The following is an 18,002-nucleotide window of genomic DNA, read 5'->3' as shown; positions in this document are numbered from 1 at the left end:
CGTCCGGTCAGCCGTCCAGCCAATCGCCGGTCGCGGCGTCGACCAGGCCGCAGCGCACGGCGGCCGTGACGACCTCCAGCCTGGTGTGCGCGCCGAGCTTGGACAACACGTTCTGCACGTGACACCGCGCGGTCGCCGAGGTGATGCCCATCGACCGGGCCAGCGCCGCGGTGTGCTCGCCGCGTACCAGCCGGCACAACACCTCGCGCTCGCGCGGGGTCAGGAACCGGGCCAGCCGGAACAGCTCCGGCACCGCGCCGCGCCGGGGCAGCTGCTGGTACGGCGGGCCGACGACCGTGTCGCCCGCGCACACCCGGGCCACCGTGTCCAGGATGGCCGCGACGTGCTGGCCCTTGTCCACCAGCCCGGACACCCCGGCGGCGAGCGCGTCCGGCGCCCACCGCCGCTGCGCTCGACCGGCCAGCAGGACCAGATGCGTCGCCGGCCCGGCGGCGCGCAGCTCGGCGAGCCGCTCCAACCGCTCCCCGAGCTCCAGCCCGACGTCGAGCACGCACACGTCCACCGGACACGCCCGCAGCACACCGAGCACCTCGTCGATGCTGCGGGTCACCGCGGTCACCCGGTACCCGGCGTCGACGAAGACCATGGCCAGCGACTCGGCGAAGACCAGGTGGTCGTCGCACACCAGCACCCGGGCACCCGCCGCGGCCGGCCCGGTACCGCTTCCCGCCGGTGCGGTCGATGGGCCGAACGTCGCCGTCACCGTGTGGGCGGTGGCGGTGCGCAGCCCCGTACCGTGGGGGATGGTGGTCGATGCAGCGACGTTCATGGTCGGGCACCACCCGGCGGCAGCTGCTGGTCGAGCGGGGCCGGGCTGTCCGTGCTGTCCGGGCTTTTCGGGCTGACGTCGATGGTGTCGGTCGCCGCCCCGGTCAGCAGCTGGTCGAGCCGGGCCCGGCTGTCCGGGCCGACGTCGACGGCGTCGGCCACCGCCCCGGTCAGCAGCATGATGGTGGCGATCTCGTGCCGTACCTCTGGCCCGAACGGCCGGTGCGGTCCCGCGGAATCGGCGGGACGACGCGGAGCCGGAACGGGCTGCTGGTCGCCGGTCATGGTGCTCCCCCCGTCGGATCGGTGGCCACGCCTGGATGGCGCGGACCCTCGACCCGGAAGATCTCGTCCCACGACAACACACAATCCGAGCCGCGTCCGGGGTGCCTGGCGAGTAATGGACGGCCGGACCGCGAACGAACCGTCAGTACCACGCTCGGTAGCCGTTCGTCCGAGCCGGCCCTCCGTCTCGGGCGGCGGACGGCTCAGTCGACGCCGACCGCAAGGTACACGTCGGTACAGGCGGTGGCGATCATCGCCAGATCCGACCGGACGGTACCTTCCGGCGCGGCGGGATCGAGGTGGGTCAGCAGCCGGGCCCCGGCCGCGTGCCGGGCCACGAGACCGTCCCACAACGGGTTGGCCCGCGGCCCCGGGTCGGCCAGCCGCGCCACCCAACCCTGGTACGCACGGCGCCAGGTCCAGGCATCGACCGCCTCGGCGCCGGCGCGCAGCGGCACGTCGACCGCGGCGTGCAGGCGTCGCTCGGCGGCGCCGGCATCGCCCGGGCCGCTGCCCGGGTGGGTCAGATCGGCACGCGCGTACAGCCGGGTCAGGCGACCCCAGTACTGCACCGTCGCCGACCAGGCCGAGCGCTGCGCGACGTCGTCGTCGACCCCCCAGCCCGCGTAGGTGGCGGCCGACCGCGGCAGCGTCGCGACCTGCGCCACCTCCGCCGCGCCCAGCCGCAGGTAGTCGTGCACGTTGTCGATCGCCAGCTGCGGGTACCGGCCGCGCAGCCGGGCCGCGGCGACGGTCGCCAGGCGCGGCCGGCCCGGATCGTCGGGCAGGCAGGACAGCTCCGGTACGGCGAGGTCCAGCAGCCGCAGCCGGCCCGGCGCGGCGCCCGCGAGCCGGTCCCCGACCTCGGTGAGGAACCGGCCGATTCGCCCCGGAACGGTCAACCCGTCGGCGTACCCGAGCGCCTCGGTGAACTTGACCCCCACCACACCGGGCTCCCGGGCCAGCCCGCGGACGGTGCGCAGCGCGGCGTGCAGCCGCGCCGGCCCGTCCTGCCACGGTCGGACCAGGTCCGCCTCCAGCCAGATCCGCAGGCCGAGCCGATGCGCCTCGACCAGGGCGGCAGCCAGCGGACCGGTCACGATACGGCCAGGTCGTCGGCGTCGGGCCACGGACGCGTCACCGGACCGTCGCCGGGCGACCCGAGGTAGGTGGCGGTGAGGATCTCGCCCAGCGCCGCCGGATCGTACCGGTCGTCGACCCGGGTCGCCGCGACCGCGGCCAGCCGGCCGGCGGTGCCCCGGTCGGCGAGCAGCCGGCCGGCCGCCCGACCCAGCAGCTCCGGCCGGCCCGGCGGTACCAGCAGCCCGGTCACCTCCGGCACCACCAGCTCCGGTACCGCGTCGACCGCGGTGGCGACCACCGGCACCCCGGCCCGCATCGCCTCCACCAGCACGCACGGCATCCCCTCGTACCGGCTGGCCAGCGCGAACACGTCGAAGGCGGGCAGCAGTGCCGGCACGTCCTCGCGGTGCCCGACCAGCCGGACCCGGTCGGTGAGCCCGCGCCGGGCGATCCGCTCGCGCAGCGCCCCCCGCAGCGGTCCATCCCCGACCCACACCCCCCAGCTCGACGGCCCGCTCGCGGCGAGCGCGTCGACCCAGTCCAGCGGCGCCTTCTGGGTGTCGATCCGGCCGACGGTACCGACGACCGGCACGTCGGGCGGCAGTCCCAGCGCCTGCCGCGCGGTGGCCCGGTCGCCCGGCGCCGAAGCGGGATCGACGGCCGGCCAGATCGTCCGGATCCGGGACGGAGCGGCGATCCGGTGCCGGATCGCCGCCTGTCGTACCGCCGCCCCCACGGCGAGAAAGGCATCGGTGCGCCGGCCCAGCCGGCGCTCGATCCGCCGGTACGCGAGCCGGCGCCATGCCGGTTGGTCGTCGTGGAAGGGCAGGCCGTGCAGGGTGTGCACGATGCGCGGCACGCCGTGCCGGTACCCGGCGGCGCGGCCCAGCACACCGGCCTTCGCGCAGTGCGTGTGGAGCACGTCGACGCCGTCGAGCAGCCGTACCAGCGCGGCGAACGCGAGCGCGTCCGCGACCGGCGCCGGTTGCGGCAGCAGCGCCGGGATCCGCCGTACCGCAAGGCCGGCGGCGGCGGCACGGGCCAGCAGATCGCCCTCCGGCGCCGCCGCGAGCGCGGCCTCGCCGGAAAGGATCCCGGGGCGTGGTGACCGCCCCGGGAACAGTGCGGCCGCGCCCGTCACCACGGTCACCGCGAACCGGTCCGGGTCGAGGGCGAGCGCACCGCGCAGCGCGACCCCGCCGGCGCCGGCAGCCAGCCTGGTGATCACGGTGGCGACCCGGATCCTGCGTCCCATCACGGCCCTCCCGCGGGCGGGTCCCTCGACGCTAACCCCGACGGCGGCGCGGCGAACCTCGCGAAGTGAGCAGCCGGCGCTACGTCATTCGGCGGATGGCTGGCCGACGGCGTGCTCGTCGGGCCGCATCCCGCACCGCAACGCGACCGACACCGCCTCCAGCGCCGAGTGCGCCGGCAGCTTCGCCAACAGGTTCTGGGTGTGGGTACGGACCGTGTTCGGCGACATGATCAGGGTCTCGGCGATCTGCGCCCGGGTCAGCCCGTCCACCAGGCACTGCAACACCTGGCGCTCCCGTCCCGTCAGCCGATCGAGCACCGGGCTGCTGGCCGGTTCGGCGAGCGTGTGCAGCAGTCCGGCGAGCAGGTCGGGCGGGATCCAGGCCTCGTCTCGCAGCACCCCGCGCAGCACCTGCAGCAGGGTGTCGCCGGCGGCGGTCTTGGACAGCCAGGACACCGCGCCGTGCCGTACCGCGGTGGCGACCGCCTCGGGCGACCGCGACGCGCTGAGGATCACCGAGCGTAGCAGCGGGTACCGGTCACGGGCATGGTCGAGCAGCGCGATCCCCGACTCGCCGCCGAGATCCAGGTCGACCAGCTGCACGTCGACGTGCGCGGCGGCCAGCAGCGACTGGGCCGCGGCGACCGTATGGACCGCCCCGACCACCTCGAACCCGGGCTGGCGGGCCAACCACACGGCCAGCGCCTCGGCGAACAGCTGCTGATCGTCGATGATCAGTACCCGGATCGGCTCCACCAACCGATGCTGCGCCCACACCAACGTCCTGTCATCCGCCGAACGACGGAACCCCGGCGGTCCGGACGATCAGGACAGCGCACCACGTCGCGCGCGACCGCGGCCGATCGACGGAGCGGGTCGGCAAACGGTGGGATGTCGAGCTTCGCGGACGATGCCGCGGCCGTGTCGTGGAACCCAGCACGCGGTGGTGCACCACACGCCTAGGCCCAGCCGTGCCGGACGAGTTCCATGCCCAGTTGCAGCCGGGTGTCGGCGCCGACCGCGTCCATCAAGGTGTGGATGTGCCGCTGCACGGTGCGGACGCTGACGTCCAGCGCGCGGGCCATCGCCTCGTCGGTCAGCCCACCGGCGAGCATGCCGATCAGATCGCGCCGCTGGTCGGTGAGCGGATCCGCCACCGGGTCCGGGTCGGCGTCGCGGTCGGGTTGGTTGAGCGCGACCGACCGGCTCCAGGTCGCCTCGAAGAAGCCGATCAACGCGTCGAGCAGTGCGGAGGGATGTACCAGGTAGGCCGTCTGCGCGTCGAAGTCGGAGGTCGAGTTGACCAGCGCGATCCGGTCGTCGGCGATGGCCAGCTTGAGCGGCAGGGACCCGGCCAGCCGGGCCCGTTCGCCCTGGCGTACGCCGGCCCACACGTCGGCCATCCGGCCCGGCTCGGCGAGCACGCTGCGCTCGTAGATGACCCGGTAGCTGACCCGCGACTTCTCCAGCGCCTGCAACTCGCCCTCGTTGACCTCGAACGCGCCGGAGCCGGCGGAGTTGAAGTACGGCGGGCGGTCGAACACCCGGACCTGGCTGACCGCGTCGTCCTGCAGCCGGTGGAACGCGCTGCGCACGTTCTGCGCCCCCTCCAGCACCTCGATCAGCTCGGCCGGATGCCGCGACGCCGGGTTCGCCGCGTACGTGGTGGCCAGCTGTTGCAGGTGACTGCGGAACTGGCGGTGCCGGCGTTCCTGCGCCGCGATCAGTTCCGCCGCAACGAGATCCGGTGGTGCCGGGGCGTACCGTGCCGGGTGGCCGGGCAGCCGGGTGACGAGGCCGCGCCGGACCAGGCCGGCGACGGCGGTCCGGACGCGGCCGGTCGACATCCGGGTCGCCGCGGCGAGATCCTCGACGCCGGCCTGCCGGCACGCGACCAGCGCCTCGTACGTGCTGCCGTCCAGGTCGTCGAGACCCACCGAGTCCCACACCGTCGACCTCCCGGGGTTGTCGTGTTCCTGCCAGGTGTCCGGAACCGGAACGCGGATCAATCTTGTCAGCGCTGTCGCCGGCACGCCATAGTCCTCTTCGATCAGTGTGTGTCGTCCGTATGACACGCCTCGACCGGACCGCCGTCGCGCGGTCGGAGGAGTGACCGTGGCCGCCAGAAGTCCGCTGCGGCGGTGGATCGCCGCTCTCACCGTTGTCCTTGCCGTGCCGCTCGGTATCACGGCACCGTCCGTACCGGCCGCGGCGAGCGTTCCCGCCGGTACCGGGGCGGAGTCGGCCCCAGCCGGGGGCAGCCCGCTGGCCTGCGCCCAGCCCGCCGACGCGCACGATGGCCGCCTCACCGCGCGGTGCTTCGCGATCGTGCACGCGGCCGACCGGCAGCGGGCCGCCGTGGCCGCGGCGGCGCCACCGCCGACCGCGCTCGCACCGACCGACATCCGCTCCGCGTACCGGTTGCCGGACGGCGGCGCCGGCCAGACCGTGGCCATCGTCGACGCGTACGGCTACGACAACGCCGAGGCGGACCTGGCCGCCTACCGCGCGCACTACGGGCTGCCCGAGTGCACCACCGCGAACGGCTGCTTCCGCAAGGTCGACCAGCGCGGCGGTACCGACTATCCGGTCCAGGACATCGGCTGGGCGGGCGAGACGGCGCTGGATCTGGACGCGGTGTCCGCGGCCTGCCCGAGCTGCCACCTGCTGCTGGTACAGGGCGACGACGAGAGCTTCGACTCGCTCGGTCCGGCGGTCGACACCGCGGTACGGCTGGGCGCCACCGTGGTGTCCAACTCCTACGGCGTGGCCGGCGAGGATCCGGCGGAGACCGACTACGACCACTTCTACGACCATCCGGGCGTGGCGGTCGTGGCCAGCAGCGGCGACTTCGGCAACGTCAACTCGTGGCCGGCGACCAGCCCGAATGTGGTCGGCATCGGCGGTACGACGCTGACCCGCGACACGGCCAGCACGCGCGGCTGGGCCGAGACGGCGTGGTCGGACGCCGGTAGCGGCTGCTCGCCGTACGAGCCGAAGCCGGTGTTCCAGCAGGCGGTCGCGACCGAGTGCGCCGGCCGGGCGGCGGCGGACGTCTCTGCGGTCGCCGACCCGCAGACCGGCCTGGCCGTGTACGACACGTACGGCTACAGCGGCTGGCTGCAGATCGGCGGCACCAGCCTGTCCGCGCCGCTGGTCGCCGGCATGTACGCGCTGGCCGGTACGCCGGAACCCGGCACCTACCCGGTCAGCTACCCGTACGACGCCGCATCCGGCCTGAACGACGTGGTCACCGGGGCCAACGGTGCCTGCGGCACCGTGCTGTGCAACGCCGGGCCCGGCTGGGACGGTCCGACCGGGCTGGGCACGCCGGCTGGTGTCTCGGCGCTGCAGCACGGCCGGTTCGGGCACGTCACCGGCACGGTGACCGACGCCGCGACCCGCCGGCCGATCGCCGGAGCGGGTGTGGCGACACCGGACGGGTACACCACCGCCGCCGACGACGACGGCCGCTACGACCTGGCGTTGCCGGCCGGCACGCACACGATCACCGTGACCGACTACGACCACGGGTCGGTCACCCGCGACGTGACCGTGTCGGCGGGCCGTTCCGTGGACGCCGACTTCCGGCTGCGGGCCCTGCCGACGACGACCCTCTCCGGCACCGTCACCGACGGCTCCGGGCATGGCTGGCCGCTGTACGCGCGGATCACCATCGACGGCTACCCGCATGGCGACGTGTTCACCGATCCGGCCACCGGGCGGTACCAGGTGGACCTGCCGGCGGGGGCGCACTACCGGCTCACCGTGACACCGGAGTACGCCGGGTACGAGCCGACGAGCGTGACGGTGTCCGTCGGCTCCCGGGGCGTCCGCCGCGACGTCGCGGTACCCGTGGACCAGAACCGCTGCACCGCCGCCGGCTACGGGTTCGCCTACCACGGCACCGGCGCCACGTTCGACGGCACCGACACACCGGCCGGCTGGCAGGTCGTCGACGCCGCCGGAAGCGGCCACGTGTGGCGGTTCGACAACCCGGGCAAGCGGGTCGACTCCACCGGTGGCGACGGGTCCTTCGCCGTCATGGACAGCTGGGCGTACGGCGCCGGGGCCGAGGACACGTCGCTGGTCAGCCCGGTGGCCGACCTGTCCGGGCAGGACGCGCCGACGGTGTCGTTCGACAGCTACTTCGACTACTCCAGCGGGGTGCGCGGCTTCGTCGATCTCAGCCTCGACGGCGGCGACAGCTGGCAGACGGTGTTCGAGGACACCGACCGCACCAAGTACGACCACCGGGTCGTGCCGATCCCGGCCGCGGCCGGCCAAGACCGCGTCCGGGTCCGCTTCCGCTACACCAGCCCCGAGCGGCACTACAGCCAGTGGCAGCTGGACAACGTGATCGTGGGACAGCGGTACTGTGCCGACCGGCCGGCGAACCTGCTGGTCGGCTCGGTTCGGGACCGCAACACCGGTAAGCCGGTGCACCCGGCCACGGTGGAGATCCCCGGCGCGGGCAGCACCCGGACCATCGCGACCCCGGCCGACCCGTATCGCGCCGACGGCCTGTTCTGGCTGGTCGCCGATGCCCCTGGCCAGCAGCGCGTGCACGTCGCCGCGACCGGGTACGAAAGCTCGACCGTCCCGGTCCGCCTCGGCGCCGGCGCGGTGCACGTCGACGTCCGGCTCGCCGCCGCCCGGCTGTCGGTGCGGCCGGCGGACCTCACCGCGAACGTCCCCGCCGGACACACCGCGCGACGGTCGGTGACGATCACGAACACCGGTACCGCGACCGCGACGGTCACCCTCGGTACGACCAACGGCCGGTACCAGGTGCCGGCCGGGGCGACCGGCGCCGTACCGAAGGCGATGCACGTGCGGGGTGACTTCTCGCCGCTGCCCGTGGACGCGACGCACGAACCGGCCGGCCCGGACCGCGGGGGCGACGGCACCGCCGGGTCGTGGCAGCCGCTCGCCACGTTCCCGACCCGGATCATGGACAACGCCGTCGCCGAGCAGGGCGGCACCATCTACTCGCTGGGCGGCGTCGACGGGACCCGCAAGACGGAGCAGAGCTACCGGTACGACCCGGCGGCGAACACCTGGTCGCGCATCGCCGATCTGCCCGAACCGCGCGAGGGCGGGTCCGCCGCGTTCCTCGGCGGGACCCTGTACGTCACCGGCGGCGAGTCGCTGAACGGCGGGCTCCGCTCGACCCTGCGGTACGAGCCGGAGACCGACTCCTGGCACGCGGTGGCCGACGCGCCCGACGGTGCCGCGTTCGCCGGCCGCGCCGTGCTCGACGGCAAGCTCTACCGGGTCGGCGGCTGCACCAATGTCTGCGGTCTGAACAACGTCCGGCGCTACGACCCGGCGACCGACCGGTGGGAGCGGCTCGCCGACTACCCGCGCTCGATCGCGCACCTGTCCTGCGGGGCGATCGGCGGCCGGATCTACTGCGCCGGCGGTACCTCCAGCGGCGAGGACTTCGCCGACGCGTACGCCTACGCGCCCGGCACCGACACCTGGACGAAGGTAGCGAGCCTGCCGGAACCGTTGTGGGGCAGCGGGTACACCGCGGCCAACGGTGAGCTGGTGGTGTCCGGCGGGATCGGCGACGACACCATCACCAACGCCACCTACGCCTACGATCCGGCCGCGGACCGCTGGTCGGCGCTGCCGCCGGCACCGACGCTGGCGTACCGGGGTGGCAGCGCCTGCGGGCTGGCCCGGGTCGGCGGTTCGGTGCTCAAGCCGTTCAACCCGACCACGGCGGTCGACCTGCTGCCCGGCTACTGGGACTGTGCCGGCGCATCGGCGCCGTGGCTGAGCCTGGACCGCGAGACGGTGACGCTCGCGCCCGGCCAGCACGTGACGGTACCGGTGCGGTTGAGCGCGGCCGGCGCCCAGCGCGGCAGCCGACAGGCCACCGTCTGGGTCCGGGCCCGCACCCCCTACCCGGTCGCGCCGGTCACCGTGACCATGCGGGTCGTCGGCCACGCCTGACCGCGCGTTCCGACCGCTGACCCGGCACCGCGTGCCGGGCCAGCGGTCGGTCGGTGCCCCGGTGCGGGCGGTGTCGTGCCGCAGGCCCACCGGGGACAATGTCCCTCATGACCGGCACGGCGGAACTTCGCGCCTGGGCACTGGCGCTGCCCGAGGTGACCGAGACGGTGCACGGACGCTTCGGAACCCCGAAGTGGTCCGTGCACGGCCGCACCTTCCTCGGCCTCGGCCGGGACGAGACGACCGTCGTCTGCTGCCTCAGCGAGGAGGCGGCTGGCCGAGCTGTGGCGGTCGACCCCGATCACGCCACGGTGGTACGGCGGCAGGACGCGCGGCGCAGCTTTCTCGGCATCGAGGTGACGCTGGCCGGGGTGGCACCCGACCGGCTGCGCGACTGGGTGCGGCAGGCGTGGGCCGCGCAGGCGCCTCGCGACCCGGTACGAACGAAGCTGACCCGCGCCGTCGATCTCGGCCCGCACCCGCCCCGGAGCGCCGGGAGTCAGCGGTGGGTGAGGTGGACCGGGTGGCTGAGCAGGTTGCCGAGCCAGCCGCGACGGTCGCCGTCCCGGTACGCGCGGGCCACGCCGGACAGCCCGTCCGCACCGGCGGTCAGGACGAGACCGAGCAGCGGGCTGTTGCGCCGGGCGTCGGCGGTGGGCAGCTGGAGATCGACGGTGACGGTGAGGTCGGCCTCGCCGGAGGGCGTCGCCGTGGCGGTGGCACGCTCGCCGGCCAGCGTCAGCTCGCACCGGCCGTCGGGGTGTACCTGCAGCGCGACCGGCACCGGCCCGTCGGGGGTGGTGATCGATCCGGACCAGCCGCCCACCGTCGGGGCGAGTGAGCGCGCCGGTGCGGTACTCGCCGGGCTGATCGCCGCCGGCCGGTAGCCGGGGACCGCGGCGGACAGCACGTGGTCGACGATCGCGTTGCGGGCCGCCTTGCTGGTGCCGTTGGTCAGCACCGCCACCGACAGCGCCAGCTCCGGCACCACCACGAGCATCGTGGCGACCCCGCCCATGCCGCCGCCGTGGCTGAGGATCAGCGGCCCGTCGCCGCGCGAGACGCACCAGCCCAGCCCGTACCCGAGGTGGTCGCTGATCGGCGCGGCGTCCCGGGTCGCCGCGGCGGTCGCCGGCCGCAGCAGCGTGTCGTACCGGTGTCCGAACAGTGCCAGCTCGCTCGCCGTGGCGAACCCCGTGGTGGCGCCGGGGTGGCTGGTCGTCAGCTCGGTCGGATAGCCCCGCCCGTCGATGCTGTACCGGGTGGCGGCAGACCCACCGGGCGTGCCGAGGCCGGATGAGCGCAACCCCAACGGATCGAACACCTCGCGGGTCAGCAGGTGCGACAGCGGCAGCCCGCTCGCGGACTCCAGCACCCCACCCAGCAGGCCGTACCCGTGGTTCGCGTACTCGTAGCCGGAGCCGGGCCGCCGGTACAGCCGGGTGTAGCCCGACACGTCGATCGGTGGTCGCGGATCGTCGCCGTACCGGAAGTCGTAGTGGCTGGTGAGGCCGCCGCGATGCTGCAACAGCTGCCGCGGCGTGGGGGCCGGCCAGTCCGCGCCGGGCGGCGCCGTCACCGATCCGGCCGGCAGCGGCGCGTCGAGGTCGATCAGCCCACGGTCGGCGAGCACGCACGCCGCGGTCGCGGTGATCGGCTTGGTGATCGAGGCGAGCACGTACCGGGTGTCCGGCGTCGCCGGGCGGCCCGCGGCGACATCGGCGAGCCCGTACGCCGCGGCCAGGACGACCGTGCCGTCCCGGACCACGGCGACAGACGCCGAGGGACACTCGTGCGCGGCCAGCGCCGCGGTGCAGAACTCGCCGAGCCCGTCCAGCATCGGTACCCCCTCGCCGCGCGACCTGCGGACCGTCATCGTCCCAGCGCGCGGATCGGCCCGGCGCGCTCCGGCGCCCGGTGTGAGTCCGGCCACCGCAGATCGGTCCCGGTTCCGCACCGTCAGGCGAGGTAGCGGTTGAGGTAGGTCCAGGCGGCGGTGGTGTCCGCGGTGGTCTCGTGCTCGCGGCACAGCTCGGTGACGTAGCCGGCGACGTCGGCGAGTTCCCACCACAGCCGGTACAGCGCGAGCGCCGCGGCGGACACCGGCCGACCGGTCCGGCGGGTGTACTCGGCGTGCAGGTCGGGGCGATCCAGCAGCCACAGATCGCGTTCCGGCGGGGCGAGCTGCACGGTGTCCCAGTCGATCAGCCGCGGCCCGTCGGGTCCGCGCACCACGTTGCCCGGGTGCGGCTCGCCGTGCGTGACGACCCAGCCGCCGGTGCCGCCGCGTACCTGCTCGACGAGGTGGTCGAACTCGCTCAGCAGCGCACCGATCCGTCCGGCGCGCCGGGCCAGCAGCGCCCGCAGCGGCTCGGTGTACGGGCCGCCGGTCCACGGCCGGTCGACGGTGCGCAGGGCGCCGTCCAGGCGGTCCCGGCCGGGGAGCACCAGCTCGGTGCGCGGCGCGTGGACGGTCGCCGCATGCAGCCGGACGAGCAGTTCCAGCACCGCCGGCGCGTCCTCGTCGCGGTGCCGACCGAACTCGCCGGCCTCGCCGGACACCTGCGGAAACACCGCGACCGAGTGACGCGCGCCGAGCGGCAACACGGTCTCGCCGGTACCGGCCGGCAGCGGCGCCACGACGAACTCCAGGCCGGCGTCGCGGCGCAGCGCGAGCGCGGTGTCGAACGCGCGGCGCAGCCGCCGCAGTCCGGCCACCGGGTCGTCGCGGAATGCGTCGACGGTGACGAACAGCGGTCGGCCGGCGTCCACCGCCCAGTGGTAGCTGCCGAACCCGACCGGCCGGTAGCGCACCGCCCGGACATCGAGCCCCCAGCCGGCGGCCACCGCCGCGGCGAGCTGCTCGTCCGACACGCCCGCCGGTCTGTCCTTCATGCCCGCAGTATCGCCAGCCGCGGTCGGCCGCGGAACCGCGTTTCGGGCGTTCGATGGGGCGCCCTGAGGTCTGCGGGGCGCGCTGAGTTCTGCGGGGCGCGCTGAGTTCTGCGGGGCGCGCTGAGTTCTGCGGGGCGCGCTGAGTTCTGCGGGGCGCGCTGAGGTCTGCGGGGCGCGCTGAGGTCTGCGGGGCGCGCTGAGGTCTGCCGGCGGGTGCGCGCTGGGGTGTGCTCGGCGGGGCGTTGGTGCGGCGCGGTCAGGTCTCCTCGGCGGGGGTGGCGGCGCGGGCCCGGATCGCCGGGACCAGACAGGCGGCGGCGATCGCGAGCGGGATCAGCGTCAGCAGCGCGGTACGGTCCCAGCCGATGCCGGTGAGCAGCGCGCCCGCGGACAGCGAACCGGCAGCCGAGGCGACGCGCGCCATCGTCTGCGCCGCGGTCTGGGTGCGCACCCGCTCGCTCGGCCGGTATGCGGCGGCCACCAGCGTCGTGGCCGCCACGAACATCAGGTTCCAGCCGACCCCGACCAGGATCAGCGACACCATGAACGTGGGCACGCCGGTACCGGTGGCCGCCACGACGGCGCCGGCCGCGGAGAGCAGGATCCCGTCGACCAGCACCGGTACCGGCCGCAGCCACTGCACCAGGTGCCCGCTGACCAGTGCCGGCAGGAACATCCCGACCAGGTGCCACTGCACCACGCTGGCACCCTGCGCGACGCTGTGGTGGTGGTTGACCGCGGCGATCGGTGCGGCGGTCATCAGCAGCGACATCACCAGGTACGCGAGCGCACCGCCGACGCCGCCCGCGACGAACCGCGGGGTACGCATGATCTCCCGCAGCGGCCGCGCGCCCGCGGTGTCCGGCTCGTCCGTCGGCGTGGCCGCCGGCGGCTCCCGGAGCAGTCGCAGCAGCCCGGCCGACACCACTGCCAGCACCGTGACCAGCAGGTACGCCCCGGCGAACGGCACCGGTAGCACGTGCACGCCGGTGGTGGCGAGGAACGGTCCGACGACCGCCGCGACCACGCCGCCGATCAGCACGGTGGCGATGGCGCGGCCGCGCTTGCCGGTGGGCGCGTCGTCGGCGGCGGCGAAGCTGTAGTAGCCGGCCGCGGCCTGGTAACCGCCCACCAGCGCGGTGCCGAGGCAGAACAGCGGGAAGCTCGCCACGCTCACCGCCAGTACCGAGATCAGCCCGCCGGCGGCGGCGGCGATCGACCCGGCCGGGAACGCGACCCGCCGGCCGTACCGCGCCAGCAGCGCCGCGGCCGGCCCGGTACCGGCCAGCGTGACCACGGTGATCAGCGCCGCGGGCAGGGTGGCCAGCGCCGGTGTCGGCGCCAGCCGGTACCCGACCAGCCCGGTCAGGGTGAGATCCACGCTGGTGCCGCACAGAAACAGCGCTTGCGCGACGGTCAGCACCGCGAGGTTGCGCCGGTACCGGTGTCCGGTCGGCTCGGTGGTCTCGGTGGTCCCGGGCTGTGCCACGCGTGGTCCCTTCACGATCGGTCGCGGCCGGTCGCGGCCGCGCGTTCCTGCAGCGTGGCAGCCCGGCCGGCCCGAGGGGGAGTGGCTGGAAAGACATCTCGGGTATGATTCCAGCCATGCGATCGGTGGCTGTTCTCGCTCTGTCCGATGTGGTGCTATTCGATCTGGCGATCCCGGTGCAACTGCTCGGCGAGACGCTGCGCGACTTCGGCGGCGGCACCGACGGCTACCGGGTGCGGGTCTGCGGCCTGCGGCCCGGCCCGGTGCGCACCGGCAGCGGGTTCCCGCTGGTGGCCGAGTACGGGCTGGACGAGCTGGCCCGGGCCGACACCGTTGTGGTGCCCGGCTTCGGCGACCTGACCGAGCCGGTGCCGGAGGCGGCCCGGGCCGCGCTGCGCGCGGTGTACGAGCGGGGCGGCCGGGTCGCGTCGATCTGCACCGGCGCGTTCGCGCTCGCCGCCGCGGGGCTGCTGGACGGCCGGCGGGCGGTGACGCACTGGGCGCACGCCGCGCTGCTCGCCCAGCGGTACCCGGCGGTGCGGGTCGATCCGGACGTGCTCTACGTCGACGAGGGCCGGGTGCTCACCTCGGCCGGCCTCGCCGCCGGCATCGACCTGTGCCTGCACCTGGTCCGCCGCGATCTCGGTCCCGCGGCGGCCAACCACGCGGCCCGCCGGATGGTGGTGCCACCGCACCGGGACGGCGGACAGGCACAGTTCATCGAGCGCCCGGTGCCCGGCCGGCCCGGCGACGACCTGGCGCAGCTTCGCGGGTACCTGACCGAGGCCCTGGCGCAGCCGCACTCGCTCGCGTCGATGGCCGTCCGGTCCCGGATGTCGGCACGTACGCTGACCCGCCGGTTCCGGGCCGAGACCGGGCTGTCGCCGACCCGCTGGCTGCTCGAACAGCGGGTGCAGCGGGCCCGCGAACTGTTGGAGACCACCGATCTGCCGATCACCGCGATCGCGCACCGGTGCGGCTTCGCCAGCCCGCTGGCGCTGCGCGAACAGTTCTCCCGGCGCACCGGCACCACGCCCGGCCGGTACCGCGAGGTCTTCGGCGCGGCCCGCTGAAGGTCGGACCGAAGGACCGTCGGGCCCAGGCACGATGGTCCGGCGACAAACGCCGTCGCGCGGCGGAGCCCCGCCCTGCGGCGAGCGCGAATCGCCGATTCGACAATCGGAGTGGCGCTGTCGTTGCCGGCACGATCGCGGCTATGGGTAACTGATTCTTCCCGGTAGGATTCTTTCCGGGTTTGTGTCATCCGCTTTGGTCGGGCACGGCTTCAGGGAGGCACGGATGGTGCCTGCGCATCGCCCCATTGCACGCCGACCCGGGTGGGTGTTCGCGAACAATGCGAGCACCGACCGGGCGGCACCGCCACCAGATCCCGGCTCCCCACCGCCCGGCGAGGGACGCCGATGACGCAGCAACCGCTGGAAATGGCGCCGCTGTTCGGAATTCTCGGACCCCTCTACGTTCGGATCAACGGTACCGAAACCGCCGTCGGGGCGGCCAAACTGCGCGCGTTGTTGGCCATTCTCCTGCTGCGCAGTCCGCGGATCGTGACCATCGACGAGATGACCGATCTGCTCTGGGAGGACAGGCTGCCGCGCAAGACACGTGCGGCCCTGAACACCTACATCGGGCGGCTGCGCCAGATGCTCGGACCGATCGGCTCGCGCATTCGGACGGCCCCGACCGGCTATGCCATCGATGCCCGCGCCGACGAGCTCGACCTGACTCGATTCCTGCGACTGCGGGCGGCCGGGCAGGAGGAGATCGGCAAGGGAAACCTCGCGCAGGCCGTCCGCATCCTTCGCTCCGCACTGGGCCTGTGGCGCGGCGCGCCACTGGTCGACGTCACCTCCTCCCGCCTGCAGCGCGAGGACAGCCAGGTGCTGGCGCAACTGCGGGTGGCCGGGTGGGAGATGTGCCTGGACGCCGAGATCGCCCGGGGTCGGCCGCAGGAGGCCCTCGAAGATCTGAACCGGCTGATCGCCACCTGTCCGCTGCACGAGCGGTTTCATGAACAGCGTGTCGCGGCGCTGCACCAGATGGGCCGCCGGGCCGACGCGCTCGCCGCCTACCAGGCCGCGCGGACCGTTTTCGTGGCGGAACTCGGGGTCGAACCCGGCGCGTCGCTGCAACGCCTGCAGCAGGAGATCCTCGCGGAAAGCGTGGCGCCGTCGATCGATCCGGTCGGGCGCACCAGCCGATCGGCGGTCGTGCCGGCGCAACTGCCCGCCGACATCGCCGATTTCACCGGCCGCGCCGAATGGATGGACACGCTGGGACGGTCGCTTGCCGTCGATCCCGGTTTCCCCGGGTCCATGCCGACCGTCGCCGTGCTCACCGGCGCCGGCGGAGCGGGAAAGACGACGCTCGCGGTACACCTCGGCCACCGGACCCGGGCCCGATTCCCGGACGGTCAGCTGTACATATCCATGCGCGGCAGCAGCCAGTTCCCCCTCGATTCCGCCGACGTGGCCGCGCGTTTGCTGCGCGATCTCGGCGTCGATCCGGCATCGGTGCCGACCGACCGATCCGAGCGCTACTCGCTGTACCGGAGCCTGCTGGCGAACCGGCGGGCGCTGCTGGTGTTCGACGACGTCCGGGACACCGCCCAGCTCCGGCCGCTCCTGCCGGGATCGACCCGCAGCGCGGTGATCGCGACCAGTCGCAACGATCTGGTCACCCTGCCCGCGAACCTTCGGGTCGACCTGGACGTGATGGACGACGACAACGCCACCGCGCTGTTCACCAGCATCGTCGGCCGCGAGCGTACGGACGCCGAGCCGGCGGCGGTTCGCGAGGTGTTGCGGGCCTGCGCGGGTCTGCCCCTGGCCATTCGGATCGTGGCCGTCCGGATCGCCGCCAATCCCGCGCACCCCATCGGGGCCATGGCCGGCCGACTCACCAACGCACGGTCCCGGCTGGACCAGTTCGAGGTCGACGACCTCGGAGTCAGAGCGAGCTTCGGGATCAGCTACACCCGGCTGCCGGCGGACACGGCGGCGGCCGAGTCGTTCCGGGCACTGGGTTTGTGGCCCGGGCCCGACCTCGGGTCGGCCGGGCTCGCGGCGTTGACCGGTCGCGATGCGGCAGCAACCGAACTGGCCGCGGACACCCTGGTGTCGAGCCATCTGCTGCAGTGCACCGCGACCGGTCGCTACCACCTGCACGACCTGCTGCACGTCTACGCCCGGGAACAAGCCGAGCGGCAGGACGGTCCCGGCGACCGGGACGCCGCGGTCACCCGGCTCCTGGCGTGGTACCTGCACACCGCAGCCAACGCCGCCGACCTGATCCGCCCGCACCACCTGCCCATCCCCGCCGAGACGCCCCCGGCGGGGACGACCCCGCTCGGGTTCGCCGACGACATCGCCGCGCTGGACTGGTGCCGGCTCGAACGGGCGAACCTGCTCACCGCGGTCCAGCTGGCCGCGTCGGTCGGTGCGGACCGCCTCGCGTGGCGGCTGGCGCTGACATTGTGGTCCTACTACTACCTCGACAAGAATCGCGACGACTGGACCGCCGCCAGCGAGATCGGACTGGCCTGCGCGCGTCGTGCCGGTGATCGCCGGGCCGAGGGCGCGCTGTTGGCCTGCCTGGGCACCGCGCTGTGCGAGAGCCGACGGTACACCGAGGCGATCGAGCACTACCGGCAGGCGCTGGAGCTGCATCGGGCGACCGGCGACACGCAGCGCGAACCGGTCACGATGAACAGTCTCGCCGTCGTGTACGGAGAGCTGGGCAAGTTCGCGTTGGCGCGCGACATGTTCGCCGAGGTACGTGCCAGCCACGTGCGGTCGGGCAGCCGCCAGGGCGTCGGTCTGGCCACCGCCAACCTGGCGCTGTGCCTGGCCGAACTCGGTGACCACGATGCGGCCGTCCGGCACTACCGGGAAGCCCTCGACATCTACCGCGAGATCGGCGATCGGTACGGCGAGGCCACCACCCTCGGCAACCTGGGCCTGGTGTACGAGAGCGTCGGCGCCCACCGGCTCGCGACCGAGGCTCTGACGGACGCGTTCCGGCGGTACGAGGCGGCCGGCAACCGGCACGGGCAGGCACAGACGATGGTGATGCTGGGCCGCTGCCAGAACCGCGCGGGTGACCGGGCCGCTGCCCGCCGTTCCTGGCGAACGGCGGTGCGGATCTTCGACGAGCTCCACGATCCCGGTGCCGCCGAGCCCCGCGAGCTGTTGCGTGGGCTCGATGCCGCGCCCGGGTAGCACC

The 18,002-nt window shown here is 74.1% G+C and carries 12 protein-coding genes and 1 pseudogene; 4 read left to right on the top strand and 9 right to left on the bottom strand.

Annotated features, from left to right (window positions below):
* Nucleotides 1-7: 7 nt before the first annotated feature.
* The 6 genes from Asera_RS28190 to Asera_RS28165 form a co-directional block, all read right to left on the bottom strand.
* On the bottom strand, nucleotides 8-790 hold the full coding sequence (locus Asera_RS28190; protein WP_030444154.1) for a response regulator transcription factor: 783 nt from the start codon (nucleotides 788-790) through the stop codon (nucleotides 8-10).
* On the bottom strand, nucleotides 787-1,074 hold the full coding sequence (locus tag Asera_RS28185; protein ID WP_030444155.1) for a hypothetical protein: 288 nt from the start codon (nucleotides 1,072-1,074) through the stop codon (nucleotides 787-789). Before Asera_RS28185 ends, Asera_RS28190 begins: the two co-directional genes overlap by 4 nt.
* Nucleotides 1,075-1,277: 203 nt before the next feature.
* Entirely contained in the window at nucleotides 1,278-2,174 is an 897-nt protein-coding gene (locus tag Asera_RS28180; protein ID WP_030444156.1) for a hypothetical protein, read from the bottom strand.
* On the bottom strand, nucleotides 2,171-3,412 hold the full coding sequence (locus Asera_RS28175; protein ID WP_051801455.1) for a glycosyltransferase: 1,242 nt from the start codon (nucleotides 3,410-3,412) through the stop codon (nucleotides 2,171-2,173). Before Asera_RS28175 ends, Asera_RS28180 begins: the two co-directional genes overlap by 4 nt.
* Before the next feature lie 84 nt (nucleotides 3,413-3,496).
* The gene (locus Asera_RS28170; RefSeq protein WP_030444158.1) at nucleotides 3,497-4,168 is read right to left on the bottom strand and encodes a response regulator; all 672 of its coding nucleotides are present in this window, start codon (nucleotides 4,166-4,168) and stop codon (nucleotides 3,497-3,499) included.
* 203 nt (nucleotides 4,169-4,371) lie between these two features.
* Nucleotides 4,372-5,361: a helix-turn-helix domain-containing protein gene (locus tag Asera_RS28165; RefSeq protein WP_030444159.1), complete on the bottom strand. Its 990-nt coding sequence runs from the start codon at nucleotides 5,359-5,361 to the stop codon at nucleotides 4,372-4,374.
* A 166-nt stretch (nucleotides 5,362-5,527) separates the two neighbouring features.
* Here Asera_RS28165 and Asera_RS28160 point away from each other — a divergent pair, with 166 nt between their 5' ends.
* The gene (locus Asera_RS28160; protein WP_169745784.1) at nucleotides 5,528-9,376 is read left to right on the top strand and encodes a Kelch repeat-containing protein; all 3,849 of its coding nucleotides are present in this window, start codon (nucleotides 5,528-5,530) and stop codon (nucleotides 9,374-9,376) included.
* A gap of 98 nt (nucleotides 9,377-9,474) precedes the next feature.
* Nucleotides 9,475-9,780, top strand: a pseudogene (locus Asera_RS34130) (hypothetical protein); the annotation flags it as partial.
* Between the two features lie 95 nt (nucleotides 9,781-9,875).
* Here Asera_RS34130 and Asera_RS28155 read toward each other — a convergent pair.
* The 3 genes from Asera_RS28155 to Asera_RS28145 all read right to left on the bottom strand — a co-directional run bounded on the left by Asera_RS28155 (nucleotide 9,876) and on the right by Asera_RS28145 (nucleotide 13,760).
* On the bottom strand, nucleotides 9,876-11,252 hold the full coding sequence (locus Asera_RS28155) for a serine hydrolase domain-containing protein (RefSeq protein WP_030444161.1): 1,377 nt from the start codon (nucleotides 11,250-11,252) through the stop codon (nucleotides 9,876-9,878).
* 83 nt (nucleotides 11,253-11,335) lie between these two features.
* On the bottom strand, nucleotides 11,336-12,271 hold the full coding sequence (locus Asera_RS28150) for a phosphotransferase (protein ID WP_051801461.1): 936 nt from the start codon (nucleotides 12,269-12,271) through the stop codon (nucleotides 11,336-11,338).
* A 256-nt stretch (nucleotides 12,272-12,527) separates the two neighbouring features.
* Nucleotides 12,528-13,760: an MFS transporter gene (locus Asera_RS28145; protein WP_051801464.1), complete on the bottom strand. Its 1,233-nt coding sequence runs from the start codon at nucleotides 13,758-13,760 to the stop codon at nucleotides 12,528-12,530.
* Nucleotides 13,761-13,876: 116 nt separating this feature from the next.
* On the opposite strand from Asera_RS28145, the gene Asera_RS28140 reads away from it, so the two are divergent.
* Together Asera_RS28140 and Asera_RS28135 are read left to right on the top strand one after the other, a co-directional pair.
* The gene (locus Asera_RS28140) at nucleotides 13,877-14,833 is read left to right on the top strand and encodes a helix-turn-helix domain-containing protein (protein ID WP_157034590.1); all 957 of its coding nucleotides are present in this window, start codon (nucleotides 13,877-13,879) and stop codon (nucleotides 14,831-14,833) included.
* A gap of 348 nt (nucleotides 14,834-15,181) precedes the next feature.
* Complete coding sequence (locus Asera_RS28135; RefSeq protein WP_084130851.1) at nucleotides 15,182-17,998, top strand: AfsR/SARP family transcriptional regulator; 2,817 nt, start codon at nucleotides 15,182-15,184, stop codon at nucleotides 17,996-17,998.
* Nucleotides 17,999-18,002 lie beyond the last annotated feature (4 nt).

The organism is Actinocatenispora sera, from assembly GCF_018324685.1.
Taxonomy (GTDB): domain Bacteria; phylum Actinomycetota; class Actinomycetes; order Mycobacteriales; family Micromonosporaceae; genus Actinocatenispora; species Actinocatenispora sera.
This window is presented reverse-complemented; position numbering and strand designations above follow the sequence as displayed.

Coding starts and splice junctions, on each gene's coding strand:
- Asera_RS28190 (WP_030444154.1), bottom strand. CDS start 790: ATGAACGTCGCTGCATCGACCACCATCCCCCACGGTACGGGGCTGCGC.
- Asera_RS28185 (WP_030444155.1), bottom strand. CDS start 1,074: ATGACCGGCGACCAGCAGCCCGTTCCGGCTCCGCGTCGTCCCGCCGAT.
- Asera_RS28175 (WP_051801455.1), bottom strand. CDS start 3,412: ATGGGACGCAGGATCCGGGTCGCCACCGTGATCACCAGGCTGGCTGCC.
- Asera_RS28155 (WP_030444161.1), bottom strand. CDS start 11,252: ATGACGGTCCGCAGGTCGCGCGGCGAGGGGGTACCGATGCTGGACGGG.
- Asera_RS28150 (WP_051801461.1), bottom strand. CDS start 12,271: ATGAAGGACAGACCGGCGGGCGTGTCGGACGAGCAGCTCGCCGCGGCG.
- Asera_RS28140 (WP_157034590.1), top strand. CDS start 13,877: ATGCGATCGGTGGCTGTTCTCGCTCTGTCCGATGTGGTGCTATTCGAT.
- Asera_RS28135 (WP_084130851.1), top strand. CDS start 15,182: ATGACGCAGCAACCGCTGGAAATGGCGCCGCTGTTCGGAATTCTCGGA.